24 protein-coding genes and 2 tRNA genes are annotated in these 25061 nt (G+C 56.4%); 16 read left to right on the forward strand and 10 right to left on the reverse strand.

The window, feature by feature from the left end:
* Position 1: 1 nt before the first annotated feature.
* From nrdR to D1223_RS12190, 8 genes are all read left to right on the forward strand, one after another.
* Entirely contained in the window at positions 2 to 472 is a 471-nt protein-coding gene (nrdR, locus tag D1223_RS12155; protein ID WP_119376694.1) for a transcriptional regulator NrdR, read from the forward strand.
* A 2-nt stretch (positions 473 to 474) separates the two neighbouring features.
* A complete protein-coding gene (locus D1223_RS12160; protein ID WP_233353141.1) occupies positions 475 to 1131 on the forward strand; it encodes a RibD family protein in 657 nt (218 codons plus the stop codon).
* An 81-nt stretch (positions 1132 to 1212) separates the two neighbouring features.
* Positions 1213 to 1842, forward strand: coding sequence for a riboflavin synthase (locus D1223_RS12165; protein ID WP_119376696.1), 630 nt, complete (start codon positions 1213 to 1215; stop codon positions 1840 to 1842).
* Complete coding sequence (gene ribB / locus D1223_RS12170; protein ID WP_119376697.1) at positions 1839 to 2966, forward strand: 3,4-dihydroxy-2-butanone-4-phosphate synthase; 1128 nt, start codon at positions 1839 to 1841, stop codon at positions 2964 to 2966. Before D1223_RS12165 ends, ribB begins: the two co-directional genes overlap by 4 nt.
* 1 nt (position 2967) lies before the next feature.
* Positions 2968 to 3396: a 6,7-dimethyl-8-ribityllumazine synthase gene (gene ribH / locus D1223_RS12175; protein WP_119376698.1), complete on the forward strand. Its 429-nt coding sequence runs from the start codon at positions 2968 to 2970 to the stop codon at positions 3394 to 3396.
* A complete protein-coding gene (gene nusB, locus D1223_RS12180) occupies positions 3393 to 3869 on the forward strand; it encodes a transcription antitermination factor NusB (protein WP_119376699.1) in 477 nt (158 codons plus the stop codon). The genes ribH and nusB overlap by 4 nt, the downstream gene beginning before the upstream one ends.
* Before the next feature lie 15 nt (positions 3870 to 3884).
* Positions 3885 to 4826: a thiamine-phosphate kinase gene (gene thiL / locus D1223_RS12185; RefSeq protein ID WP_158588463.1), complete on the forward strand. Its 942-nt coding sequence runs from the start codon at positions 3885 to 3887 to the stop codon at positions 4824 to 4826.
* Between the two features lie 131 nt (positions 4827 to 4957).
* Positions 4958 to 7108 carry a sodium-translocating pyrophosphatase gene (locus D1223_RS12190; protein ID WP_119376701.1) on the forward strand — a complete coding sequence of 717 codons (2151 nt, stop codon included), beginning with the start codon at positions 4958 to 4960 and terminating at the stop codon, positions 7106 to 7108.
* Between the two features lie 109 nt (positions 7109 to 7217).
* On the opposite strand, the gene D1223_RS12195 is transcribed toward D1223_RS12190, so the two are convergent.
* Positions 7218 to 7697, reverse strand: coding sequence for an outer membrane protein assembly factor BamE (locus D1223_RS12195; RefSeq protein WP_119376702.1), 480 nt, complete (start codon positions 7695 to 7697; stop codon positions 7218 to 7220).
* A 70-nt stretch (positions 7698 to 7767) separates the two neighbouring features.
* Here D1223_RS12195 and D1223_RS12200 point away from each other — a divergent pair, with 70 nt between their 5' ends.
* The 6 genes from D1223_RS12200 to D1223_RS12225 all read left to right on the forward strand — a co-directional run bounded on the left by D1223_RS12200 (position 7768) and on the right by D1223_RS12225 (position 11383).
* Entirely contained in the window at positions 7768 to 8292 is a 525-nt protein-coding gene (locus D1223_RS12200) for a ubiquinol-cytochrome C chaperone family protein (protein ID WP_119376703.1), read from the forward strand.
* 97 nt (positions 8293 to 8389) lie between these two features.
* Complete coding sequence (gene plsX / locus D1223_RS12205) at positions 8390 to 9427, forward strand: phosphate acyltransferase PlsX (RefSeq protein ID WP_119376704.1); 1038 nt, start codon at positions 8390 to 8392, stop codon at positions 9425 to 9427.
* A complete protein-coding gene (locus D1223_RS12210; protein WP_119376705.1) occupies positions 9427 to 10395 on the forward strand; it encodes a beta-ketoacyl-ACP synthase III in 969 nt (322 codons plus the stop codon). The genes plsX and D1223_RS12210 overlap by 1 nt, the downstream gene beginning before the upstream one ends.
* 50 nt (positions 10396 to 10445) lie before the next feature.
* Positions 10446 to 10742, forward strand: a complete 297-nt coding sequence (locus D1223_RS12215) for an integration host factor subunit alpha (protein ID WP_119376706.1) — start codon at positions 10446 to 10448, stop codon at positions 10740 to 10742.
* Positions 10743 to 10762: 20 nt separating this feature from the next.
* On the forward strand, positions 10763 to 11254 hold the full coding sequence (locus D1223_RS12220) for a MerR family transcriptional regulator (RefSeq protein ID WP_119376707.1): 492 nt from the start codon (positions 10763 to 10765) through the stop codon (positions 11252 to 11254).
* 52 nt (positions 11255 to 11306) lie between these two features.
* Positions 11307 to 11383 (forward strand) — tRNA-Pro (locus D1223_RS12225).
* 25 nt (positions 11384 to 11408) lie between these two features.
* Here the strand turns inward: D1223_RS12225 and glpK are convergent.
* Positions 11409 to 12911 carry a glycerol kinase GlpK gene (gene glpK, locus D1223_RS12230; RefSeq protein WP_119376708.1) on the reverse strand — a complete coding sequence of 501 codons (1503 nt, stop codon included), beginning with the start codon at positions 12909 to 12911 and terminating at the stop codon, positions 11409 to 11411.
* A gap of 122 nt (positions 12912 to 13033) precedes the next feature.
* On the opposite strand from glpK, the gene D1223_RS12235 reads away from it, so the two are divergent.
* Complete coding sequence (locus D1223_RS12235) at positions 13034 to 15463, forward strand: putative bifunctional diguanylate cyclase/phosphodiesterase (protein ID WP_119376709.1); 2430 nt, start codon at positions 13034 to 13036, stop codon at positions 15461 to 15463.
* Positions 15464 to 15466: 3 nt separating this feature from the next.
* Here the strand turns inward: D1223_RS12235 and D1223_RS12240 are convergent, their stop codons facing one another.
* Positions 15467 to 18037: an AsmA family protein gene (locus tag D1223_RS12240; protein ID WP_119376710.1), complete on the reverse strand. Its 2571-nt coding sequence runs from the start codon at positions 18035 to 18037 to the stop codon at positions 15467 to 15469.
* 138 nt (positions 18038 to 18175) lie between these two features.
* Here D1223_RS12240 and D1223_RS12245 point away from each other — a divergent pair.
* Positions 18176 to 18252: transfer RNA gene (locus D1223_RS12245), tRNA-Asp, on the forward strand.
* A gap of 68 nt (positions 18253 to 18320) precedes the next feature.
* Here the strand turns inward: D1223_RS12245 and D1223_RS12250 are convergent.
* The 7 genes from D1223_RS12250 to D1223_RS12275 form a co-directional block, all read right to left on the reverse strand.
* Positions 18321 to 19133: a crotonase/enoyl-CoA hydratase family protein gene (locus D1223_RS12250; protein ID WP_119376711.1), complete on the reverse strand. Its 813-nt coding sequence runs from the start codon at positions 19131 to 19133 to the stop codon at positions 18321 to 18323.
* Positions 19134 to 19241: 108 nt separating this feature from the next.
* Complete coding sequence (locus D1223_RS12255) at positions 19242 to 20273, reverse strand: 1,9-bis(guanidino)-5-aza-nonane synthase (protein WP_119376712.1); 1032 nt, start codon at positions 20271 to 20273, stop codon at positions 19242 to 19244.
* A gap of 106 nt (positions 20274 to 20379) precedes the next feature.
* A complete protein-coding gene (locus D1223_RS12260; protein WP_233353143.1) occupies positions 20380 to 21615 on the reverse strand; it encodes a type III PLP-dependent enzyme in 1236 nt (411 codons plus the stop codon).
* A gap of 57 nt (positions 21616 to 21672) precedes the next feature.
* Positions 21673 to 21807, reverse strand: coding sequence for a hypothetical protein (locus tag D1223_RS19160; RefSeq protein ID WP_267896314.1), 135 nt, complete (start codon positions 21805 to 21807; stop codon positions 21673 to 21675).
* A gap of 142 nt (positions 21808 to 21949) precedes the next feature.
* The gene (gene metC, locus D1223_RS12265; RefSeq protein ID WP_119376714.1) at positions 21950 to 23110 is read right to left on the reverse strand and encodes a cystathionine beta-lyase; all 1161 of its coding nucleotides are present in this window, start codon (positions 23108 to 23110) and stop codon (positions 21950 to 21952) included.
* Positions 23107 to 23952 carry a sulfurtransferase gene (locus tag D1223_RS12270; RefSeq protein WP_119376715.1) on the reverse strand — a complete coding sequence of 282 codons (846 nt, stop codon included), beginning with the start codon at positions 23950 to 23952 and terminating at the stop codon, positions 23107 to 23109. The genes metC and D1223_RS12270 overlap by 4 nt, the downstream gene beginning before the upstream one ends.
* A 4-nt stretch (positions 23953 to 23956) precedes the next feature.
* Positions 23957 to 24958, reverse strand: a complete 1002-nt coding sequence (locus D1223_RS12275; protein WP_119376716.1) for a cysteine synthase A — start codon at positions 24956 to 24958, stop codon at positions 23957 to 23959.
* Between the last annotated feature and the right edge of the window lie 103 nt (positions 24959 to 25061).

Here is a 25061-nt window from a genome sequence, read left to right on the forward strand (position 1 = left end):
CTTGAAGTGTCCGTTCTGCACCGCTGAGAACACGGCCGTTAAGGATTCCCGGCCTGCAGAAGACAATACGGCCGTTCGCCGGCGTCGCGCATGCGAGGTCTGCGGCGGCCGGTTTACAACATTTGAGCGGGTACAGCTTCGCGAAATCATCGTCGTTAAACGCGATGGCAAGCGCGCCCTGTTTGATCGGGACAAGGTGGCAAAATCCGTCACGATAGCGCTTCGGAAAAGAGCTGTCGGCGACGAGAGTGTCGAACGGCTTGTATCCGGTATTGTGCGCAAGCTGGAAAGCAGTGGTGAGACTGAAGTGACGTCAGCCGAGATTGGGGACCTCGTCATGGAGTCGCTGAAAACGGTCGATCCGGTTGGCTACGTCCGATACGCAAGCGTCTACAAGGATTTCAAGGATCCAAGCGATTTCGCTCGCTTTATCGAGACCTCGGCGCTTGATGACGGAAACGACGAAGAGTGACGGTGAGAGCATCCGTTACGCTGAAGATTGCGACGTCCCTGGATAGCCGGATAGCGCTTTCCAATGGTGTCAGCCAGTGGATAACGGGACCGGAGGCGCGCGCACGTGCACATCAGATGCGCGCGGCGCACGACGCGGTGCTGGTGGGCATAGGGACAGTTCTCGCTGATGATCCACTTCTGACGGCCCGAACGGTTCCACTTCCGCAAATGCAACCGGTCCGCATCGTCGCGGACAGCCGCTTACGGGCGCCGTCCTCGGCGCGCTTGCTACAGTCGGCGTCAGCAGGAAAAGTCGTCATAGCCCATGGCAGCGAGTTGGCTTCGAAGCGTGAAGCGATGCCCGCTGGCGTTGAAACCTGGGCAGTGGGCGGGGTGGACGGGCGGGTCGATCCATCGGAATTGCTCAGACGCGCTCGCGGCGAAGGGCTCAACCGGATTTTCCTGGAAGGTGGCGGTCAACTGGCCGCGAGTTTTGTCCGTCTGGGTCTCGTGGACCGTATCGAATGGTTTCGAGCGCCGATCATTCTGGGGGGAGACGGGTTGCCCGCAATTGCTGGGCTTGGCCTGGACGCGATCAGCAAAGCCAGTCACTGGCGGCTGAAGCAGTCCGAGAAGATCGGAAACGATATTTTGGAAAGTTGGGTGAAAGCTGACTAGGCGAGCCTGCTCTTCTTGACTTTACGTGACTGATTGGCGTCGCCGGCTCCGGCTCCTATATCGACGTCCTGGAGGGATGGAATGTTCACTGGACTGGTGACAGATATTGGTAAGGTGATGACGGCTGAAGACCGGAACGGTCTGCGGCGCTTCCGCGTGGTGTCAAACTATCCGGTTAGCGATCTCTCTATGGGCGCTTCCATCATGCATTCAGGCGTTTGCTTGACGGTAGTCGATTTCGGTGCCGGAAAGGATGGAAGTTGGTTCGAGGTAGAGGCCGTTCCGGAAACTCTGAGCAAGACCAATCTTGGGGAGCTATCCGCAGGTGACAGGCTCAATCTCGAATTATCACTGAAACTTGGTTCCGAACTTGGCGGCCACTTCGTTTTTGGTCACGTTGATGGGCTCGGTGAAATCGTGTCGATTCAGGACGAAGGCCAGAGCCACCGGGTGCGAATCCGCCCCCCAGCAGCGCTGGCACGTTTTTTTGCCACGAAGGGCTCTGTGGCCGTCGATGGTGTCTCCCTTACTGTCGCCGAAGCGCTCGACAACGGAGACTTCGAAGTCGCGGTCATCCCTCACACATGGCAGGTGACGACGCTCGGACAAATGCAGGTGGGCCGCAAAGTCAATCTTGAGGTCGACATGCTTGCACGTTACGTGGCCCGGATGGTCGGCGTAGATGCGCCGCGACAGGGGCCTGCTGGATGAGCGACACTATACACGACGCGATCTCCTCAATTGATGAGATTATCGAAGATGCCCGCAATGGACGCATGTTCATTCTTGTCGATGCTGAAGATCGCGAGAATGAAGGCGACCTTGTGATTCCTGCCAGTTTCGCAACGCCTGAAGCGGTTAACTTCATGGCCAAGTTCGGTCGAGGTCTGATCTGCCTAGCAATGACACGAGAGCGTGCAAAGACGCTTAATCTCGACATGATGGCCCGTGATAATCGCGAAAGTATGCAGACGGCTTTTACCGTTTCCATCGAAGCAAAGGATGGCGTGACGACGGGTATATCCGCAGCTGACCGCTCCCGAACCGTCGCTGTGGCGATCGATCCCACCAAGGACTACGACGACATTGTCTCGCCGGGGCATGTGTTCCCGCTCGTGGCGCGCGATGGCGGCACGCTCGTGAGGGCCGGGCATACCGAGGCGGCCGTCGACATCTCCCGTCTGGCGGGCCTCTATCCAGCCGGCGTGATATGCGAGATCATGAATGACGACGGCACCATGGCGAGGTTGCCCGAGCTCGTTTCGTTTGCTCAGCTGCATGGCTTGAAGATCGGTACGATTGCAGATCTGATAGCTTGGCGCCGGAAGAACGACCGATATCTCGAACGCCGCGTAGAGGCGCCGCTCGACAGTGAGTATGGCGATGGGTTCAAGTCCGTCGTCTTCCGCAACGCGCTCGATAATTCAGAACATATCGCCATCGTGCACGGTACGATTTCCTCCGATGAAACGGTGCTGGTCCGGGTACATCGCACGGACGTGCTTGCTGACATTCTTGGAGAGAAAGGACCACGCGCCAATCTCGTGGAGAAGGCGATGAACGCAATCGCCCAATCAGAGAAAGCAGGGGTTGTGGTATTCGTGAACACGATGCGTCCGAACTCCTTAGCGGCGCGTCTTGGTCTAAAGACCAGCGATGGTGATGACTCCCACCAGCCGCTTCGAGAATACGGCGTGGGCGCTCAAATCCTTCGTGAACTGGGTGTGCGGCGAATGATATTTTTATCCGACACCCAGCCAACCCGCGTGGCAGGACTCGAAGGCTACGGCATCAGCATTGAAGGCTGGCAGCGATTGACACAGGAAGAAGACTAGAATGGCGCACCGTATTCTGATTGCGACCTCACGCTACTATGATCACATTTCTCGGGAGCTCGAAGCAGGCGCGCTGGAAGCACTTTCCGACGAGGATGTGGTAACTGAGGTGATCGAAGTGCCCGGCGCTTTCGAAGTACCCGGTATAATCGCAATGGCTGCCGACAGCGGTCAGTATGATGGTTACATCGCGCTTGGGTGCGTGATCAGAGGCGAAACGTCCCACTATGACTATGTATGCGGCGAAAGTGCCCGAGGCCTGATGGACCTGGCGGTCAAGCGCCGTCTCGCGATCGGTTATGGTATTCTCACAGTTGAGAACGAAGCCCAAGCGCTGGCGCGAGCGGATCGAAAGCAAAAAAACAAGGGCAAGGATGCGGCTGACGCCTGTCTCGCCATGCTCAAGATGCGGAAGAAATTCGTTAGATGATCGAGAGCCAGAAACTGCCATTTGAGGTGATCCGCGCGCGCAGGGCAGGAGCCCGGCTGGCGGCCGTCCAGGCTCTGTATCAGATGGAACAGACGGGCGAGAGCGCGAAAGCCGTTATCCGCGAGTTCATGGAAGACAGGCTCGGCTTCGGGCCGGACGAAGAACCCGTTGAAGAAGCCGATCCCGATCTCTTCAAGGCAGTCGTCAACGCTGTTGTGAAGAACCAGGCGACCATCGATGCGGCAATACTGGCCCGCTTGTCCTCGGGCTGGAAACTATCGCGTCTGGACTCGACCACACGCGCGATACTTCGTGCTGCTTGTGCCGAGCTGATCGAACATCAGGAATTGTCGAACGCGGTTATCCTGGACGAGTATGTGTCGCTCGCCCACGATTTTTTCGACAAGACGGAAGCCAATTTCGTCAATGCCGTCCTTGAGAATATGGCCAAGGACGTACGAACGCCGCAATAGCGCGGGATGGGCCCGGTGTCCGAATTCGACTGGATTTCAAAGTACCTGAAGCCTATCGCAACGAGCGAAGGCGCAATGTCGCTTGAAAACGATGTGGGCATCCTGGCCTCATTGCCCCCTGATCGGCCGCTGATTGCTACAATGGATACGCTGGTTGAAGGCGTTCACTTCTTCCGTGGCGATCCTCCCGAGACGCTTGGGAAGAAGATCCTGCGTGTGAATGTGTCAGACATCCTCTGCAACGGGGCTGTTCCAAAAGATGCCTTACTATCCGTCGCGTTGCCAGACTGGTTCGATGAACCTCGATTCGAGCGCTTCTGCGGAGGGCTTGGGCATGACCTGGCGCAGTGGAATGTGAAACTTGTCGGAGGCGATCTCGTTTCAACGCCCGGTCCTCTGGTTCTCACGATGACGGTAACCGGAAGCTGCCTTTCTCCGAATCCTGTCGCCAGATCCGGTGCAATGGTGGGCGACGCTGTGTGTGTGTCCGGAACCATAGGCGCGGGGTACCAGGGCCTGGATGATGCAAAGGCGGGCAGGGACAGTCCGTTCGCCCGGCATTTCAGGGTGCCGGATATACCCGCCCCAGAGATTGCCGAGATTTTATCGGCGCATGCGAACGCCGCCATCGATATCTCTGACGGACTGATCGCCGAAGCCATTCATGTGGGACGAGCAAGCCGCAAGGCTATCTGCTTGGACATGGAAACCGTCCCATGGGCCCGGAACTGCGCTTCCGTGGCTGACATGATAGAGCTTGGGACAGGTGGAGACGACTATCAGGTTTTGATGACGCTACCAGAATCCAAGCTTGATATTGCCATCAAGGATGCCGCATCCGCAGGGATCAGACTGACGCGAATCGGGCATGTGGCGGCAGGTGACGAACTCCAGCTGAAACATCGAGGGAAAATCGTCCCGGTACCTGCGAAACTAGGCTTCGTCCACGGTAATTAGGGCCTCCGGGTCGCTTCGGACGCGATCCAGCTTGCTTAAACGCGCGGCATTTGGCAGTGACGAGTCATAAACAAACTGGCTCGATCCGTAATTATACAAGCGGAATCGGCCGAATGGGAGGAAGGGCACAAATGACCCTATGGTATTGGATTGCATTGGTCGCCGGGTTCGCGGCCGTAATATTTGGCTGGCTTCAGTCGAATTCGATTATGAAAGCAGACTCCGGGTCTGACCGGATGCGCGAAATCGCGGCAGCCATTCAGGAGGGCGCCAATGCCTACCTGAACCGGCAGTATACAACGATTGCCATGGTTGGTGCGGGCGTCATCGTATTGCTTTTCATTGCTTTCAGAAGCTGGGAGGTGCCGCTCGGCTTTTTGATTGGTGCCGTATTGTCAGGTGCGGCTGGTTTCATCGGCATGAAAGTGTCGGTCCAAGCGAACGTCCGCACGACGCAGGCTGCAAGCAAAAGTCTGCAGGGCGGTTTGGATATGGCTTTCAAGTCGGGCGCCGTTACGGGCCTGCTCGTGGTCGGCCTCGCGCTAATCGGCGTCGTTGCCTATTACGGCATCCTGACCGGGCTGGTCGGCTTTGCGCCGAATGACCGTTCGGTCGTGGATGGCCTCGTCGCACTCGGCTTCGGCGCGTCCTTGATATCGATCTTCGCGCGTCTCGGTGGCGGCATCTTTACAAAAGGTGCTGACGTTGGCGGCGACATGGTCGGCAAGGTTGAAGCTGGTATTCCTGAAGATGACCCGCGCAACGCTGCGACGATTGCGGACAATGTTGGCGATAATGTCGGAGACTGTGCCGGCATGGCAGCGGACCTGTTCGAGACCTATGCGGTCACCATCGTTGCTACCATGGTGCTGGGCGCGATCTACTTTGGTGGTCTGGGCTACCTTGGCTCCATTATGTTGCTGCCGCTGGCTATTTGCGCAGTCTGTATCCTGGCGTCGATCGCCGGGACCTGGTTCGTACGCCTTGGTCAGGGGTCAACCAACATCATGGGAGCCCTGTACAAGGGGCTCATAGCAACCGGCGTGTTCTCGCTCGCAGGGCTTGCCGTCGCCATAAACTGGGCACTTCCGAACGGCTTCGGCGTACTGGATGGTGCTGCCAGTGAACTTGGTTTGGTTGGTGATGTTACTGGTCTTGACCTGTTTCTGTGCGGTGTGGCGGGCCTGGGCGTAACAGCTCTGATCGTGGTTATTACGGAGTATTACACCGGAACGGGCTATCGACCGGTCCGCTCTGTGGCCAAATCGTCCGAGTCCGGGCATGGCACCAACGTAATCCAGGGTCTGGCCGTTTCGCTTGAGTCGACCGCGCTGCCCGCCATCACGATCATCGCGGGTATCATTCTGACCTTCAATCTCGCCGGGCTGTACGGCATCGCCATCGCGACGACGACGATGCTCGCGCTTGCTGGAATGATTGTCGCGCTGGATGCCTTTGGCCCCGTGACGGACAATGCAGGCGGCATCGCTGAGATGTCCGATCTGCCGAGCGAGGTACGCGACACCACCGATGCGCTCGATGCCGTTGGCAACACGACCAAAGCGGTGACTAAGGGCTATGCAATCGGCTCTGCCGGTCTCGGTGCTCTGGTGCTGTTTGCGGCTTATAATGAAGACCTCAAATACTTTGCGGAAACAGCAGAGCCGGGTAGCTTTTTTGCATCTGTAGGAGAGGTCAGTTTCTCCATTGCCAACCCTTACGTTGTTGTTGGCCTACTATTCGGCGGCCTCTTGCCATTCTTGTTTGGCGGGATGTCGATGATGGCTGTTGGGCGCGCGGCCCAATCGGTGGTCGAGGAGGTTCGCAGACAATTCCGTGAAATGCCCGGCATCATGAAGGGCGAGGTCAAGCCGGATTACAGCAAGGCGGTCGACCTGCTGACCAAGGCAGCAATCCGAGAGATGATCGTTCCATCGATGCTCCCTGTGCTTTCGCCAATTGTCCTGCTCGCCGTCATCTGGCTCATCGCGGGTCCGGCGTCTGCGCTGGCTTCTGTCGGAGCGATGCTGCTTGGCGTGATTGTGACAGGTCTGTTCGTAGCAATTTCCATGACCTCAGGCGGTGGTGCCTGGGATAATGCGAAAAAGTACATTGAAGACGGCAATCACGGCGGCAAGGGCTCGGAGGCCCACAAGGCTGCTGTGACAGGCGATACGGTCGGCGATCCTTACAAGGATACCGCGGGACCGGCGGTCAATCCGATGATCAAGATCACGAACATTGTGGCCTTGCTAATGGTGGCTGTACTCGCCCACTTCTAAGGCCTGGCGGCCGAACAGTAATCGGTCGCTTTCAAAAGCTAAGCCCTCCCGCAGATGAAGCGGGAGGGCTTTCATTTTCGAACATACTAGAATTCGAAAGCCGTCGTCTCTAGCGGCGTCCCGTCGGATTGCCAGGTGTGGCCTCGTCGGTTGCAGGCAAGGCAACCTGGCCCACTGTACCGAAGATCTGCTCCCATAGGCCAAGCTCGCGGCCACGTGTTGGGGTTTCTCTGGAGGCGTAGCTGATCACGCGGCCATCGTCCTGATTGTATTTGAGAACTTCTTCGACGACGTCTTCTTCGCTGAATCGAATCGCTGTGATGGTTCGCGTGGAAATCTCCGGACGGAAAAATGCGAAGCGCTCCTGTATCGTCGTGATATACATCCAGGTGTTGTCGTCGAATACGCTTTCCGTGCTCGGAGAGCCAAGCTGTGCCAGAACGCTGGAACGCGTATCGAGACCTGGCTCCACATCGGCCGGGTTAATCTCGTCTGGTGCGTAGCCATGATAGGCTTTCACAGTTGATATACAGCCTGTGGCTGAGAAGCAGGCGAGGGCCAGACTTGCGGCTATAATCGTTTTGCTCATGCGGCTTTCCTTCCTGTTCCCACTGGATTACAGGCGACATCATCGGATTGGCAAGTTACGGAGCGCATAAGTGAGTTTGTTGCGGCACTTCAAGCGTTCAAATCGTCGAAAGTCGGAAGAGGTCGCCAAACGGCTTCACCATGCAATTGTGGGCAAGGCGCGTGATCCGGTCTTGTTTGGTGAAGATAAAATACCCGACACGTTCGACGGGCGCTTCAATGCAATTTGTCTGTACTCGGCTCTGCTGTTCCCCAGACTTGAGAAAGCAGGGGAGAAGGGACAGGCGATCTCCAGGATCTTGAACGATAGGGTCTTCAGCGACATTGACGGCGCGCTCCGGGAAACTGGTGTGGGTGATGCGTCAATTGCCAGAAAGGTTCGAAAGCTTGGGGAACGCTTCTTTGGTCTGGCCAGGGCGGCGAAGGAGGCTCTCGAGTCTGAGCAGGCCGTCGAGTCTCTGGCCAACGTCTTCGAACGAAATGAAGTTACATCTCCAGGAGGGGCTTTGGAGGTCGCCGAGATAATCGTTCAGGATGCGCAGATGCTCCCGTCCGTCGCGGATGAAGCTCTTCTCGCAGGCAAGGCGCCTTGGTAGGTGCATGGTCATGCGCAGCCTGCTTGCGTTCCACATGTTGCGGATCGGAGGGCAGGGGCGTACTTTCCCCGACTCTGGCAGCGGGTAAGAACTTGAAATGTCCTCAGTAACTCTATCGATTGACGCGATGGGGGGCGATCACGCCCCTGAAGTGGTTCTGGAAGGGCTGCAGCTCTTTTGCCGGAGGCGATCGGATGTCAATTTTCTGCTTCACGGCCAATCAGACGCACTCGCTCCGCTAGTCTCAAAGCACAAGCTGGCAAGCCGCTGCGCACTGATTGATCACCCCGATGTTGTCAGCATGAGCGCGAAGCCATCCTCCGCTCTACGAAAAGGCAAGACGACCAGCATGTGGGGCATGATCGAATCGGTGAAACAGGGTGAAGCCTCTGCCGGCGTTTCCGCGGGGAATACGGGTGCCCTCATGGCCATGTCGATGATGATCCTGCGCAAGATGCCCGGCGTTCATCGACCAGCCATGACGGCGATCTGGCCAACTCTGAATGGTCGGTCGGTTGTTCTGGATGTCGGTGCCAATCTCGATGCGGATGCGGACCAACTGGTTGAGTTCGCCGTCATGGGCGAAGCCTACGCACGCGCAGTATTTGGCACGAAGCGTCCAACGGTCGGACTCCTGAACATTGGGGCGGAAGATGAAAAAGGGCGGGACGCGGTAAAGTTCGCTAGCGAAATCATGCGGACACGGGATATTGGAATCGAGTTCAAGGGATACGTTGAAGGCAACGATATTTCGATGGGTGTCGCCGATGTTATCGTAACAGACGGCTTCACGGGTAATGTTGCTTTGAAGACAGCCGAAGGCACAGCACGCCTTGTGTCGCGATATGTCCGGGAAGCACTAACGTCGAGTTTGCTATCCAAGGCGGGTGCAGCGCTCGCAGCCTCTGGATTGCGGGACCTGCGCACAAAGCTCAACCCTTCGAGTGTAAACGGCGGGGTCCTGTTGGGTCTCAACGGTGTGATTGTTAAAAGTCACGGCGGGACAGACGCCGAAGGGTTCGCGACCGCTATTAAACTGGCGGCGGACCTTGCCAACAGCCACTATATGGAAGAAGTCTCCTCAGGCTTGAAACGCGTATCCCAACTCGGAATTGCGCCGGAAACGGTTGAGTAATGAAGACCACGAAAAGTTTTATTCGAGGCACGGGGGCCTATCTGCCACGCCGTGTTCTGACCAATGACGATCTGGCTAAAATGGTCGACACGTCCGATGACTGGATCCGCGAACGGACGGGTATCCATCAACGCCATATTGCGGCGGAGGGAGAGCTGACATCGGACTTGGCCACGGAAGCCGCGAAGGTTGCCTTGAAGAATGCAGGCCTGGTCGCGAGCGACGTTGATCTGATTGTTCTTGCCACCACAACACCTGACAGGACCTTTCCCGCAACGGCGACCGCCGTTCAGGCCAAACTCGGCATCTCCGGAGGTGCCGCGTTTGACGTCCAGGCGGTATGCTCGGGTTTTCTATTCGCCATGGCTACTGCAGATTCCATGTTGCGTCAGGGACTTTTCAAGACTGCGCTCGTTATCGGGGCAGAGACGTTTACGCGAATTCTGGACTGGTCTGACCGCTCAACATGCGTTCTCTTCGGCGACGGAAGCGGCGCAGCAGTGTTGCAGGCGGACCAAGGTGCAGCAGATGAAGGCGTGATCGCGCATCATATCCGGACGGATGGTACCAAAAGCGATTTGCTCTACGTCGATGGCGGGGTCTCTTCGACAGGCACCATCGGTCATGTCCGCATGCAAGGGAATCAGGTTTTCCGGCATGCTGTAACGAATATTTCCAACGCGATCGAGCGTGTGCTTGATGATACAGGTCACACGATTGATGATGTTGACTGGTTTGTTCCCCACCAGGCCAACCAGCGGATATTGAATGGTGTCGCTAAACGGCTCGGACTGGATGAAGACAAGGTCATATCGACTGTTTCCCGTCACGGGAACACATCAGCAGCCTCAATACCGCTCGCCCTACACACGGCAATAGAAGACCAGAGGATAAAAACCGGCGATCTTGTGCTAAGTGAAGCCATGGGGGGTGGCTTTTCGTGGGGTGCCACTCTCTTCCGGCTGTAATTCTTTCGTTAAGATATCGGCCGTATCTGTTAACCAGAGGAGCTGATTACGTGACCAGCAAAACCATAACTCGCGTCGAACTAGCCGATGCCATTGTACGGGAAGTCGGAATTACCCGGCAGGAGTCCGGCGACATTCTCGACCGGATGCTCGAATTGATTGGGAAAAGCCTCGAACACGAGAACGAGGTCAAACTTTCGAGATTCGGCAATTTCGTTGTTCGCAAGAAATCTGCCCGTGCAGGCCGCAATCCAAAAACCGGTGTTGAGGCTAAAATTTCAGCTAGACGCGTGGTCACGTTCAAGCCCTCTCCCATGCTGAAGAGCAAGGTCGAAGACGGCAATTAAATAGAAAGAGGGAATCCCAAATGTCAGCAGCTGCCAAGAAAGTCGAAAAGTCCGCCGATGCCTACCGGTCCATCGGTGAAGCGGCGGATGAACTCGGCTTGCAACCGCACGTGCTGCGCTATTGGGAGGGGAAGTTTACCCGGCATCTGAAACCTCTGAAGCGGCCTGATGGTCGTCGCATGTTCCGGCCGGAGGACATGGAGGCCCTGCGGGCCATCCAGTTGCTCGTACATGAGCGTGGCATGACGCTTAAAGGCGCTCAGCAACTTATCAACGAGCAGGGGATCGCACGGGTTCTCGCCGGACAGGCCACGCTTTCGGCTGGAAGTCAGGACGTTCCTCAGCGAAGCCCTGCACGGGAGCTTCAGGAAAGTATCCGCACCGCATTTGCATCTGGCGAGAAAGCGGTATCGGAGGACAGCGATTCCCGAGAACGGCTGGAGTCGATGCTGGCGGATCTGGTCGACATCAAGGCACGTCTGGACAAGGCCCGGATCGCCAAGGCTGCGTGAAGCAGTCTCGGTCATTGCAATCATCTGCAGGCGAGACTAAAGCACTCGACGTCGGAGCGTAGCGCAGCCCGGTAGCGCACTTGTCTGGGGGACAAGGGGTCGTGGGTTCGAATCCCGCCGCTCCGACCATTTACCGGTTCTGAAAGTTGCTAAGTCAATTCAGGCTGGCGTGAAAGAGTGTAGCCTTTACGGCTGCTTGCCAGCCCGAAACAAGGGCTTGCCGTTCCGAGGCCAGCATGGACGGTGTAAATTGACGATCGTGCGCCCACAATTCCTCAAGCTGTTCCGTATTGGAAAAAATGCCTGCCTTGAGGCCTGCCAGGAAAGCGGCCCCCCGCGCGGTGCTTTCGATAATCACCGGGCGGTCGATACGCACTTCCAGAATATCCGACAGGAATTGCAGAAACCAGCTATTTGCGACCATGCCACCATCAACGCGGATGGCGTCGACTGAGAGACCGTCGGAAATGAGGGACGCGACGAGATCGTTTGTCTGATAAGCGACCGCTTCGATTGCGGCGCGAGTCAGGACCGCCCGGCCGGTGTTTCGTGTCAGTCCAAATATCGCACCGCGGGCTGTGCTGTCCCAGTGAGGGGCGCCCAGGCCCGTAAAGGCCGGCACGACGTAGACGCCTTCATTGCTTGATACCGACGCTGCTAGACTTTCTGTTTCAGCGGCGTCCTCGATTATGTGGAGTTCGTCTCTCAGCCATTGTGAAACGGCTCCGGCTATGAATATCGAGCCCTCGACCGCAAACTGGCGTTCAGCGCTTGTGCGACAGGCGACAGTCGACAACAGTCCGCTTTGGGAGCGCACGATCTTGTTACCGGAGCTCGCAAGCATGAAGCATCCAGTGCCGTACGTGCTCTTGATCATTCCTGCATGCCAGCACGCTTGTCCGAATGCAGCGGCCTGCTGATCGCCAGCAACGCCAAGTATAGGAATGCTCCGGCCAAAGATTTGAGGATCAGTTTCGCCGAATGAAGAGCTGCTTGATCGTATATCAGGCAGGACGGACCTTGGTATTTCAAACAGGTTCAGGAGCCAGTCGTCCCAGTCGCCTTCGTTGATGTTGTACAAGAGCGTACGGCTGGCATTCGTTTCATCCGTCAGATGATGCTTGCCGCCTGTTAGTCTGTAGATCAGAAACGCATCAATCGTCCCAAAGGCCAGATTGCCTTGCTCGGCCAGATCAATTGCGCCTTCGACGTTCTCGAGAATCCAGCGCAGTTTGGTTGCCGAAAAATACGGATCGATCGTTAGACCGGTTCGCCGTACAATTTCGTCTAGCTTGCCGGATAAGCGAAGTTCCTCGCAATGGCCGGAAGTTCGCCGATCCTGCCATACAATTGCGTTTCCCAAGGCCTGCCCACTCCGCTTGTCCCACACGACGGTGGTTTCCCGCTGATTGGTGATGCCGATGCACTCGATCTTACCGCCTGTCTGCTGTTCCGCCGCAGTCATCGCTTCATCAGCCGTCTGCACTGTCGTGCGCCATATATCGTCTGGATTGTGTTCGACCCAACCCGGTTTCGGAAAGTGCTGTTTGTACTCACACTGAGCCGAAGAGACGATTCGGCCGTTGGCGTCGAAGACGAGGGATCGGCTAGAAGTAGTCCCCTGGTCGATGGAAAGGATGAGAGGTGTGGAAGCCATAGCGGAAACCTAGCGGCATTGGAGGCACGCGACCAGATAGATCAAATTTCAAGCTTCGGTCTTCTGCGATGTTTATACATTTGTCGTAAACCACACTCGGATTTTCCGATCAGGAGTTCGGGGTGAGAAAGTTTTTTCGGGCGATTGATAGCGATAGCCATTCACTGGCCGCCCTGGTTAAGTCGATCGACGTCCCTGAAGATCAGGCGGCCAGCATAAGGGCAAGACAGCTGGAAACAGCCGGGCGCCTGACGCCAGTGATGGTGCTGGCAAACCTCGTCAACGCATCCGTGGTTATTGTTTCCTTCTGGCACTCACCTGCCATAAGGCTACTTGGCCTGTGGGCGGCCCTGCTTTTCGTCGCCTCGGCCATCCTGCTGATTGCAAATATGCGTGCCCGTCGGAAGGCCAAACTTCGAAAGAAGAATGGAATAGCCGGTTCGACCGATAAGACCCAGCAGGGGATTGAACGGTTTTCTCGCCTCGCATCTTTTGTTGGGCTGATCTGGGGCATTCTTCCGCTCCTGATCATGCCTTTTGATGATGCAACGAGCCAGTTGGCTGTCAGCATCATCATGGCCGGCATGATGTTTGGCGGTGTTGTTCTGATTAGCCGGATCCCGGAAGCGGCCCAGGCTTTCCTCATCCCAACAACGATCGGATTTGTTGTTGGACTTCAGCTCGGCAACGACCCAAGAAATGATTTTCTGTCCATCCTGGCCCTAGTTTACGCATCCGTGCTCTGGATATCGATTCGCTGGTCTTATCGACAGTTCGTTGAACAACATCTCAGCGGGGCTGCTGTTCAACATCAGGCGCAGCTAATTGGACTTTTGCTTCGTGATTTCGAAGAGAGCACCTCGGACTGGTTGTGGCAAACCGACGAAGCCGGATTGCTGGAAGACATCCCACTTCCGGTCTCAGGAAAGAAGTCAGCCGTAAGTGCGATGGTGCAGGGAACGGCGATCTCATCCCTGTTCACGGACAATGATGCGAAAACCCTGCTGATAAGCAATTTGGAGAACCGTCAGCCGTTCCGTGACATTGCTCTTCAGGTCGCCGGCGAGGATGGCGTCTGGTGGTCACTAACAGGCAAGCCGGTGTTTGACAGCGCGGGCAGTTTTTCCGGCTTTCGGGGCGTTGCATCAGACATTTCGCAGTCAAAAGAGATCGAAGATCGTATTGCGTTCATGGCGCACTTTGATCCGCTGACGTCTTTGCCAAACCGCGCCTGCCTTAACGAACGTCTGGATCAGTTATCCCAAACACCCGCGCCTGACGGGATGCTTCGCGCACTTCTCTGGCTGGACCTCGATAACTTCAAGTGGGTGAATGATACGCTTGGACATCCGGCAGGCGATGAGTTGCTCTGCCAGGTCGCATCGCGGCTCAAACAAGGGACAAAGGACGCTCTCATCATTGCGCGTCTGGGTGGTGATGAATTTGCTATCCTGGTTGAAAGCCGCGGGAAGGAAGAACTGGTCGCGCAAGTTCGAGCCTTGAGCGAATCGCTCAATACGCCATACGAAATCTGGGGATCTTCAGCCCATTGTGGCGCGAGTATTGGCGTCAAGATCATCGATAACTACAGCACGGACATCTCCACGCTCCTCAAACACGCCGACCTTGCCCTCTACCAGGCGAAAGAATCGGGTAAACGAACCTGGTGCATCTTTTCAGATGAGCTTGCCGAAAGAGCTCGCATTCGCCGTGAGACCGAAGTCGACCTCCATCGGGCACTTGAGAACAACGAACTGCTGACCTACTTCCAGCCACAAATGTGCGCCAGCACAGGTGAAATTGTTGGCTGCGAGACTCTGCTTCGGTGGAAGCATCCGACGCGAGGCCTGATAGGTCCTGGAAGTTTCATCAAACACGCCGAAGACACCGGTTTTATCACCCGGCTTGGCGACTGGACCTTGCGAGAAGCTCTGCGTGTCGCCAGGCGATTTCCTGACAATATGCGCGTCGCGGTGAACATTTCGCCACTCCAGATACATAGCGCCAATCTGTTGAACACAATCGTCAATGCTCTGGCGGTCAACCAGATCGCCCCGTCGCGGTTAGAGTTGGAAATTACCGAATCCGTATTGCTCAGCGACACCGAGTTCACACTTGAACGCCTTCGCAAGTTCAAGGAATTGGGCGTGCGGATTTCGCTCGATGACTTTGGTACAGGATATTCTTCGCTGAGTTACTTGAGACGGTTTCCATTCGACAAGCTCAAAATCGACAAAGGTTTCGTGCAAGATATTGATCACAGCGAAGAGTGCAGAGCGATCGCGAGGGCGACACTGCAACTCGCCAAGGCGCTCAATATGGTCTGCACAGCGGAAGGCGTGGAAACCGAAGGCCAGAAACAGTTTCTGACCGAAAACGGGTGCGATGAACTTCAAGGCTTCCTGATCAGTCGTCCCCAGCCGCTCGACAAACTGACCCACCTCATCGACATTCGAGACGTGCCGTCCGGATCGGATGAACACGTTGAGGAAGGGGATAGAACCGGCAACGATTCCGCAGACAGATTGCCGAAAAAATATGCGGCGGGGTGAGGCCTAATTTGGCCCCAGAATTAGCCCCAATACATCCATTGCCTTCTCGCTTTCGCTTTCTTCGTCGTCCTCGCCCTCACTCTCGTTCGGCGCGTCTGCCTCAGACGATGTCGTAGACTCTTGTGAATCGTCTGCTGGGCTTTGTGGCTGGCTTCCCGTCTTGTCCGCCGATGCGCCAGGTTGGCGACCGCCGATGACATCCGAAGCAATAGCTCCCAGTTCGCCGCCTATCCGGTCCTGAAGCTCCGATGCCGCCCTGTCTCGGACATTCGACGCCAGCGCCGACTGGACACCAGAGAAGTCAGGAGTAAATCGGGGAGCATTCCAGCTGCCTTGGACCCGAAGTGGCACCGGGATTCCGTTCAGCTGAACCGTTGCTGTATTGCCTTGCCCAGCCCGGTCGATGGCCGGGGTAAGCTTGACGTCGAGTGTGCGTCCGCCAATACCAATCTGTCCTGCGCCGCTGACATTCATCACTGAATTGACGAGAGAAAGCGACTGGATTTGTGCCAATCCATTCTGAATATCCAGAGTCGCCGAGAAATTGGTGAAGTCTGTTTCAGCCTGCGGCGAGACGACCTCTCCGAGTGACTGCAGCGTCAGATTTCCCGATGACAATGCTTCGCGCAGCGAGCCCGCGGAACGGACGAGTTTACCGAGGTTGACACCCTGTAACGCACCATTGCCAATTTCGAGCGACAGGCTGCCATCAATAGCGTTGACAATCTGATTGATGCTGGCGCCGGACGCCGCAACATCAATTGAGAACTGTCCGCCCCCACTGAGCTTGTCGAAACCGGCAAGGCTGGACAAAAGGGATTGCGCTTCGACGCTCGAGGCTGCCATTTCGAAGTCGAAAGCCGGAGTCGATCCAGCGGCATCAACGATCGCCTTGCCGTTCCAGCTTCCACCAAATGCCGAAAACCGGTTCAGGTTGGCATCAAGCCTTCCAGATTTCAGCGAAACCGAGAGATCCGAGTTTTTGAGCTGGATCTTTCCGATATCAATTTCGTCGGCCACCAAAGCAATCTCGGCATCCAGCAAGTTTAGCGCTGCGAGGTCTAGAGGAGCCTCGCTCCACGCAGAAGGCTGGCTTGCCGCTGGCTGGTCGGCATCTGAGCCAAGGAACGGGGATAGATCCAGGCGACTGGTCTTCAGGTCGGCTTTGACGGCTGGAACAGCCGCGCTCAGATCGGCGGAAATCGAACCGGTAGCCTGCGTGTCGTCGAGCGCAAATGTTCCGCTTTCGAGTCCGAGTCGCTGGAAGTTGCCGCGCGCCCTACCGGAGACTGAGGCTGACTTCAGCGATGTGCCTTCTGGTAGTTCGACGCCAAGCTGGGATAGCAGTTGGCGCAGCTGGTCGCTTTTTGCGGACAGATCACCATCGACCCGGCCGTCGTCGGCCAGTGAAATTGATCCGGAGTAGGATGCACTGAGCGACGGGCTGTTGCTGCGAGCCGTCATTCCGGCGAAGTTAAGTGCAGTCGCAGGCCCTTCCAGTCTAGAATTAATTGAAAGCTGCTTGAAGGCGCTTAGCGGTTGCAGAGGCAGTCCAAGTTCCCGGCTCAACGCAAACGCGTCCCTTACATCCAGACTGGCCTGTCCGTCGAACTCTGGTGTATCGCGGATATGAAGCAGCCCATTGTAGTTTAGATTCAGCCCGTCACCGGAAACGGTCAGGTCAGAAAAATTAAGAGACAGATCTGGCAGCGCGCCCTCAATGGATCCGCTGGCGCGCAGCCCACCCAGCGGTGCCAGATCGACAGGTAGAGCGATTTCCAAGAAGGATGTGACGTCGCTTAACTGAGGAATGTTTGCAGAATAACGCCCTGAAACGTTCATGGCGTCTTTGTTGGTTATGGTTCCGTCAAAACTGACGTTGCCGAGATCCGAACCGAGCCGGGCGTCGACTGTGGCCTGAACACCGGACAGGAGAGCTTCAGGTGACGTCAAGGTCAGATCGAACTCGAACCGTTCATTCTGGAAGACGCCATTCGCCCGAAGGGTCATCGGCCGATCAGCCGATTTCAACGAAGCTTCTGCATTGAAGTCGGAGAGATCGTACCGAATGCCGCTTTGAAGGTCTTCGTAGACCAGTGATGCGTTGCGCAGCCGCGCCCTGTCGATACTGGCAGAAAAAGGGTCACCTGAAGGCTGCGGATTCGCGCCGTCGTCGGGCGCTGTATTGCGTTCAAACTCCCAATTGACCTCTCCGGCGGCGGTACGAGTCAGGCGCACAGATGCGTCCTCGAATGAGATCTCTTTTACCTCTACCCGCCGAGAAAACAGTGGCAGCAACTTTACCGAGCCGCGCAAGGCCCCCGCTTCGATCATATTGGGCGCTTCAAAACCGTCGGGATTGGCAACGCGCACGTCTTCTACCGACGCTGAGATCACCGGGAAGATTGATATCCTGGCCTCGCCATCGACACTTACCGGGCGACCAAGTGCATTGCTTGCAGCCGTCTCAATCTGCGCCTTGTAAACAGACGCAGGTATGAAAAAGGGGAGGGCCGCGAGAACAATAAGAAGCAGACCGAGTCCGGCACCGGCGAAAATGAAGACACGTTTCATAGGTCTAGAACACCCGATTCCTGAAGTCTGCTAAGCCCTAGCTGCAAGTCATGGCATTCTCATGGCACTTCCCGCTTGACCAGCCAAGCCGCCTTGTCTAATCAGGCGCCTCACCGCGGGATGCGGTGGCCGATCTGTGCGGGTGTAGCTCAGTTGGTTAGAGTGCCGGCCTGTCACGCCGGAGGTCGCGGGTTCGAGCCCCGTCACTCGCGCCAGATCAGGCCAACGATAAAGCCGGAGCCTTCAGGTTCCGGCTTTCGTTGATTCTGGAGCTTGATTTCAGTCACCCGTCATCGAAAACCGGGGCACGCTTTTGCAGCTCGGCCATGACGGCTTCAATCTGATTCTTTGAACCAATGATCTTGTCCTGAAGGACAGATTCCTGAAGCAGTGATTCCGCAGCATTGAGGTCAGGCAGGTTGTTGAATATCTGCTTGTTTGCCCGGATTGCATCGGGGTTCTTGGAAGCGATTGTCTTGGCCAGCTCCATAGCCCGTTCGTAGGGCTTTTCGCTGACCTCAGTTGCGAATCCATAGTTCAGAGCATCCGCGCCTGAGAAGATCCGGCCCGTATAGGTAAGCTCCCGCAGGATATCATCTCGACATAGATTCCGCATGATGGCTGTCCCCGCCATGTCGGGGACAAGACCCCATTTGATTTCCATGATCGACATTTTCGTTGCCGGATGAACGATGCGGATATCAGCGCCAAGCGACAGCTGGAAGCCCCCGCCGAGGGCCACGCCGTGTACGGCCGCTATGACTGGAACCGGGAGCGCGTGCCAGCCCCATACAGCCTGCTGGGGCCGGTTGGCGACTCCATGAGTGCGTTCGGCGAGCGGGGCCCGGGCGGTTGGTGACCCGCCACCGCTGCCTTCGGCCATTTTGCCAAAATTGCCCATGTCGAGACCGGCACAGAACGCGCGGCCCTCGCCTGAGAGAACGACGCACCGGACCGAATTGTCATTTGCCAGTTCCTCGGTCGTGGAGACGAGAGCTGAGAACATCTTTTCATCGAGAGCGTTCATCTTGTCTCTGCGGACAAGTCTCACGTCTGCAACACCATCAACATTCTTCACTTCAATCCGATCCGACATGGCTTTCTCCCGCTGAGGTTCTGACGGCGAAGTTGGACTGTGCAGAATCAAAAACGCCGGGACAATGGATGCCCCGGCGTCATGGAATTTGTGCTTAAGGCCGGTGCCTTAAAGGAAAAGTTTCGCGAACTCTCTTGGTTTGCGTTTCTTCCATTCGCCCTTGTGCCAGGATGCTGAAGCGAGGAGCGGTATCACGGTGCTTGCTTCCGCAAAGACCATTTGCTCGTACACGGTCTGCACCTTGCCCCAGCTTGCCGCTTCCTTGAGCGTCGAGGACGAACACGCGCCGTCGCGAGTGTCCGCTACCGTGATTTGAACGGCGTATTTGTGCATCTCGACTTCCTTGCCGAGAATTTCGGCGCAAACCACAGTGTCCTGGACAAAGTTCTTGGGGACGCCGCCGCCGACCATAAGAAGGCCTGTAGACCCTGCCGCAATCTTCACATCGGTCAGTTCACGGAAGTCTGCGACGCTGTCGATAGACATATAGTTGCCGGGGTTTTCGACCTGGTGTTTGACCAGTCCAAAACCTGCTGAGCAATCCGAGAATGCCGGCACAAAGATTGGAACATGGTGATCGTAGCAGGTCTCGATCAGGGAATCCTTCTTCTTGGCGTTTTCCTTGAGCCATTTACCCATTTCCCAAATGAATTCCCGGGAAGAATAGGGGCGGCGCTCAAGGCTGTCGGCGATGTCCTTGATCGTGTGATCACAGGCCTGCAGTTCTTCCTCGTCGATGAACGTGTCGTAAATCCGGTCGATGTAGAGATCGCGAAGCGTGTTATCATCGACTTGTTCAGGTGCCTGATAGTGCTGATAGCCAAGTGCCTCGAAGAAATCCATGTCAACGATTGAAGCACCGGTGGCGACGATGCAGTCGACCAGTCCGTATTTCACGAGATCGCGATAGACATGCATACAGCCGCCGGCGGACGTGGAACCTGCAAGCGTGAGGATGATCGAGCAGTCCGGGTCTTCGACTGCCATGTTGAAAATCTCGGTGGCGCGAGCGGCATCTCTTGAGGAGAAGGACATCTTGCCCATCGCCTCGATTATCGGACGAGCGTCGAATTTGGTGATATCGACGTGTTCGACTGGCTTGCTGAGTAGCTCTGCTTTGCGATTTGTGGGTGCGTTCATTTGGGGACTCCGGAATCGGGTTCGCTCGCCTTCTAGCGGGCGGCGAGGGTAGGGTCCAGACAGGCGCCTCTTTCGAGAATTGACAGAGGCGCCTGACTGACGTGAGTTATGACATTACGGCGACAGTTGTCTCCGAAAAGAAACCGTTGAACCGGGAAGCCAGGGCCTGGCCGTAGGCACCAAGATGGCAAATCTCGATCCAGTCGCCCTCTTCAACATCTCCGGGCAGTTCGAACGGCCCTTCCATGACATCGAGACTGTCACAGGTAGGCCCAAAGAAACGGAATGCAGTGTTATTATCCGCTTCGCGGGGCGCTGAACGGTGAAGTTTCACCGGAAACTTCCAGGCGCACTGGGCTGCATCGAACAGTGAACCGTAGCTTCCATCATTCAGATAAAGATCGGTCCCTTTGCGAAGCTCAACACGGGCAAGGGTCGAGCCGCCTTGGGCGCACAACGCGCGCCCAGGCTCTCCGAGGACTTGTATGTCCTCAAAGCCGTGAACCGCCAGAGCCTCCTTTATGGCCGAAAAATAGTTGCTCATCGGCCTTGGAGACATACCAGGATAAGCAACTGGGAAGCCGCCGCCGCAATCTATTGAGTCGATTTTAACTCCGGCGTCGTCAGCGATTTCGCGCGCCCAGGCGAGAGCACGGCCATAATCATCGGTATTCAGGCATTGCGAACCAACATGGAACGTCATGCCAAGCATCGCCACGTGTGGCCGGGCGGACGTCAACAGGTCTACGGCTTCGCTGCGATCAGCACCGAACTTGCCGGAAAGCGGCATGACTGCATCGCCTTTTGGCAATGCAAGACGAACATGGAGGTTAAGGTCGCCTGGATAGCCAGTTTCTTCGAGAATCTTATGAAGTTCGTCGATGCAGTCGAATGAGAAGTCGCGAACACCCTCGGCATAAGCATGCCGAATGGCCGCACGCGACTTTACAGGATGCATGAAGAACAGCTTCGCAGACGGGGCGATTGCCTTCACGAGATCGACTTCACGGGTCGAGGCGACGTCAAAGTGCCGAACGCCCGCTGTCCACAACGTCTTCAGAACAGTCGGGTGCGGGTTCGCCTTAACGGCGTACATAACTTTCCCCGGGAATCCGTTCAGGAATGTGCGCGCTGCCGCCGCGATCTTTTTGGGATACAGGACAAAGATGGCATCGTCGCCTTCATAAGCGCGAAGAACGTCTCCCACGCTCGCGAAAGCCGGAAGGCCGGAGCGGTTTGAGGAATCGGGAAGAATGGCGGGACGCGCCAATGTGGCGTAATCAGACTTGAACATGATAGGAAAGATTCGGATTTGTAACTGGCAGTACGCCAGTGAACTCATTGACTGCTCAATCCACTAACGGATCAAACGCGGCATGGTTCGGCGGGCGCGAGCCCGCTAGGGCCTTATGAGTTCCGCAATAGCGGCCCGATAGTCCCCGAATTTCCGATCATAATAATTATAGAGGCCGGTGTCGAACGCGACATCCTTACGGCTCTGCATCGTCGCAAAAGCGAACTTGTTGGGCGTCATCCAAGTATCCTCGGCATGCATGACTGGCTTTCGGCCAGTGATGAAGTGAAGACAGTTGGGCTCACCCGTACTGACGCCCTTTCGGGACCGTCGTAGCTCGCTTGCTTGTCGGCGGTGGAAATATGTAAAAATGTGCCTCAGATCAAGTATTTTTTTTCCGGCTTAGTGCATCGAAACCGAGCTGAAAATCGGCAATGAGATCGTCAGGGTCCTCAAGGCCTGCATGAACGCGTAACAGGTGTCCGTTTTTCTCCGACGTCCAATCGGATTTCAACCGCGTAAGCTGCGCATCGCAAGGGATAATGAGGCTTTCGAAGCCGCCCCAGGAAAAGCCGAGCTTGAATAGTTCCAACGCACCAAGAAAGGCATCGAGCTCTGATTGGTTTGAAGCATCAAGCAGAAAGCCAAAAAGGCCGGAGCTACCGCTGAAATCGCGCAGCCAAAGTGCGTGATCGGGGTGCGACGGCAGGGCAGGGTGGATAACCTGGTTGACGCCTGGCACGCCGCTCAACCAATTCGCAAGCTGGAGCGCCGAGGCTTGATGTTGCGAGAGGCGGGTTTCGAGCGTCCTGGTGCCCCTGAGGGCTGAATAAGCGTCATCGGGCCCGATTGAGATGCCCCAGTCCTCCGTCAGGTCTCGAATTTCCCGCACGATGCCGGGATCGCTTGTCATAACTGCGCCGCCAAAAGCATCAGCATGACCAACAACGTACTTGGTCAAGGCTTGTACCGAGACGTCGACACCGAGGTCGAGCGGCTGGCAAAAGACACCGGCAGACCACGTATTATCCATTATCGTTTTTACGTTGTGTGCCCTCGCAAGGGTAACGATCGCGGGCGTATCCGAGATTTCGAATGTCAACGAGCCCGGCGACTCCAGAAAAATTGCGGCGGCGCCCTCGGACATGAGCATTTCGATCTGACCCAGATTTCGAGGGTCAAAGCGCTCGGATTCAACTCCCATGCGCTTTAGACGGCGCTCACAGAACCGACGGGAAGGACCGTAGATGGAATCTGATACCAGGATGCGGTCACCTGCCTTGACCAGAGCTGCGGCGGCAACGGCGCATGCGCTTAGGCCCGACGGAGTCAGCCTGGTGAAATCGGCTTTTTCCAGCGTGCAAAGCGCTGCTTCGAGCTCCTGATGAACTGACAGTCCCATCCGGCCATAGGCGGGGTTCTGCGAGTACAAGGAGGCTGCATCTGGTAAAATGATCGTAGAGGCGTGCTCAAGCGGTGGATTCACCGTTCGTCTCGGACCGGTACCCGCTCTGTTATGAATGAGGCGGGTGGATCGTTTCATGCTGTGGACGTTTCTACCGGATTATCCTTGTCGCTCGCCCACTCAGTCCAGGAACCGTCATACAGCGCCGCTTCCCAGTTGCCCAATTGAGCCAGTCCAAGTGCTAGCACGGCTGCAGAAACGCCAGAGCCACAAGTGGCGACAACCGGCCCAGCTCTGTAGTCGTCGAAGAGTTTTTTTAGCTGGATTTCATCAGCCATACGACCATCAGGGGCGACCAGTTTCGCGGATGGAATGTTGACGCTGCCGGGGATATGTCCGGAAGGCAGGCCAGCGCGAGGCTCTTCCTCGGTGCCGTTAAAACGTCCGGCAGGCCTGGCGTCCAGAATTGGAAGCGTCGCACCTGACGATGCTTCGCGGACCTGTTCCCGGGATTTTATGAGGTGTGCCTGCACGCGGGGTGTAAAATGCCGTCCCCCAGTGACAATTGGAGGGAGATCCTCAAGATCGCCTCCCTCCGCTTCCCACGCTCGTAATCCGCCGTCCAGGACTACGACGTCTTCATGTCCCATGACCCTGAACATCCACCATACCCTTGCGGAGGCAATGAAGTCATTGGAGTCGTAGACGACGATGCGGTTGCCGTCCCCAACGCCCAGTTTGCGGACCCGGGAAGAGAACTTCACCGAGTCGGGCATCATGTGGGGCAGGTCGCTTTCCTCGGCACAAATGTCGTCAATATCAAAATAGACGGCGCCCGGTATGTGGCCTCGCTCATATGCGGCGCGACCGGCATTAGCCGACGCGATCCATGAAGGAAACCAGCTTGCGTCGATAATGCGCAAGTCGGGTGCCGAAATATTGGATTTGAGCCAGGCGGCTGAAACGAGCGGGGAGGTCATGAGTTTAGTCCTCCATCCATGGGGGCGTAGGCAGATCCTTTGAGCGAAGGAATTCCGGATTGAACAGCTTGGACTGGTATCGATTGCCGTAGTCGCAGAGAATGGTCACGATTGTATGCCCAGGTCCAAGATCCTTCGCCAAGCGTACAGCGCCGGCGATATTGATACCAGCTGATCCCCCCAGGCACAGGCCTTCGTGCAAAATGAGATCATACAGGATTTCCAGAGCTTCGGTATCCGTGCAGCGGTAGGCGTAGTCGACCTCGAGTTCCTCGATGTTCTTGGTAATGCGACCTTGCCCAATTCCTTCAGTGATTGATGTACCTTCAGCCTTGAGTTCGCCGGTTTTGTAATACTGGTAGAGCGCAGCGCCTCCTGGATCGGCGATACCGATTTTCACATCGGCGTTCTTTTCCTTGAGAGCTTTTGCAACCCCGGCAAGCGTTCCGCCCGATCCGACGGCGCAGATAAAACCATCAACGGCACCCTCAGTCTGCGTCCAGATTTCCTGACCGGTTGTATTATAATGGGCGTCGCGGTTCGCTATGTTATCGAACTGGTTGGCCCAAATCGCTCCGTTTGGCTCTGACTTAGCGAGTTCTTCTGCCAGCCGGCCTGAATAGCGGGCATAGTGGTTCGGATTGGAGTAGGGCACTGCATCGACTTCGATGAGCTTGGCCCCCAGCAGCCGGACTGCGTTCTTTTTTTCCGTGCTTTGTGTTCGTGGCATCACGATAACGACACGGTAGCCAAGTGCGCTGCCGACAAGTGCGAGGCCGATGCCGGTATTGCCCGCAGTGCCTTCCACGATCGTGCCGCCCGGCTTCAACAGGCCGGATTCCTCAGCATCGCGTACAATGCCCAAAGCAGCCCTGTCTTTGACAGACTGGCCCGGGTTCAAAAACTCCGCCTTCCCAAGGATTGTGCAACCGGTTTGTTCGGAAACGCGTTTGAGTTTGATCAGCGGGGTATTCCCGATCGCATCGAGAACCGAATTCAGCACCATGTCTACACTCCAGTCTTCGAACCCGTTTAGCTGCCACGCCATGCAGTGACAACACTCTGCGGGGTGATCCGAAATGCATTCGGCGACGTAAAGCAGATTATCA

Source organism: Henriciella mobilis (genome assembly GCF_003576285.1).
Taxonomy (GTDB): Bacteria; Pseudomonadota; Alphaproteobacteria; order Caulobacterales; family Hyphomonadaceae; genus Henriciella; species Henriciella mobilis.

Bases quoted from the DNA above. Each gene is read 5' to 3' on its own strand.
- D1223_RS12165 (WP_119376696.1), top strand. From the start codon at position 1,213: ATGTTCACTGGACTGGTGACAGATATTGGTAAGGTGATGACGGCTGAA.
- ribB (WP_119376697.1), top strand. From the start codon at position 1,839: ATGAGCGACACTATACACGACGCGATCTCCTCAATTGATGAGATTATC.
- ribH (WP_119376698.1), top strand. From the start codon at position 2,968: ATGGCGCACCGTATTCTGATTGCGACCTCACGCTACTATGATCACATT.
- nusB (WP_119376699.1), top strand. From the start codon at position 3,393: ATGATCGAGAGCCAGAAACTGCCATTTGAGGTGATCCGCGCGCGCAGG.
- D1223_RS12190 (WP_119376701.1), top strand. From the start codon at position 4,958: ATGACCCTATGGTATTGGATTGCATTGGTCGCCGGGTTCGCGGCCGTA.
- D1223_RS12195 (WP_119376702.1), bottom strand. From the start codon at position 7,697: ATGAGCAAAACGATTATAGCCGCAAGTCTGGCCCTCGCCTGCTTCTCA.
- plsX (WP_119376704.1), top strand. From the start codon at position 8,390: ATGTCCTCAGTAACTCTATCGATTGACGCGATGGGGGGCGATCACGCC.
- D1223_RS12210 (WP_119376705.1), top strand. From the start codon at position 9,427: ATGAAGACCACGAAAAGTTTTATTCGAGGCACGGGGGCCTATCTGCCA.
- D1223_RS12220 (WP_119376707.1), top strand. From the start codon at position 10,763: ATGTCAGCAGCTGCCAAGAAAGTCGAAAAGTCCGCCGATGCCTACCGG.
- glpK (WP_119376708.1), bottom strand. From the start codon at position 12,911: ATGGCTTCCACACCTCTCATCCTTTCCATCGACCAGGGGACTACTTCT.
- D1223_RS12240 (WP_119376710.1), bottom strand. From the start codon at position 18,037: ATGAAACGTGTCTTCATTTTCGCCGGTGCCGGACTCGGTCTGCTTCTT.
- D1223_RS12250 (WP_119376711.1), bottom strand. From the start codon at position 19,133: ATGTCGGATCGGATTGAAGTGAAGAATGTTGATGGTGTTGCAGACGTG.
- D1223_RS12255 (WP_119376712.1), bottom strand. From the start codon at position 20,273: ATGAACGCACCCACAAATCGCAAAGCAGAGCTACTCAGCAAGCCAGTC.
- D1223_RS12260 (WP_233353143.1), bottom strand. From the start codon at position 21,615: ATGAGTTCACTGGCGTACTGCCAGTTACAAATCCGAATCTTTCCTATC.
- D1223_RS19160 (WP_267896314.1), bottom strand. From the start codon at position 21,807: ATGACGCCCAACAAGTTCGCTTTTGCGACGATGCAGAGCCGTAAGGAT.
- metC (WP_119376714.1), bottom strand. From the start codon at position 23,110: ATGAAACGATCCACCCGCCTCATTCATAACAGAGCGGGTACCGGTCCG.
- D1223_RS12270 (WP_119376715.1), bottom strand. From the start codon at position 23,952: ATGACCTCCCCGCTCGTTTCAGCCGCCTGGCTCAAATCCAATATTTCG.
- D1223_RS12275 (WP_119376716.1), bottom strand. From the start codon at position 24,958: ATGGTGCTGAATTCGGTTCTCGATGCGATCGGGAATACCCCGCTGATC.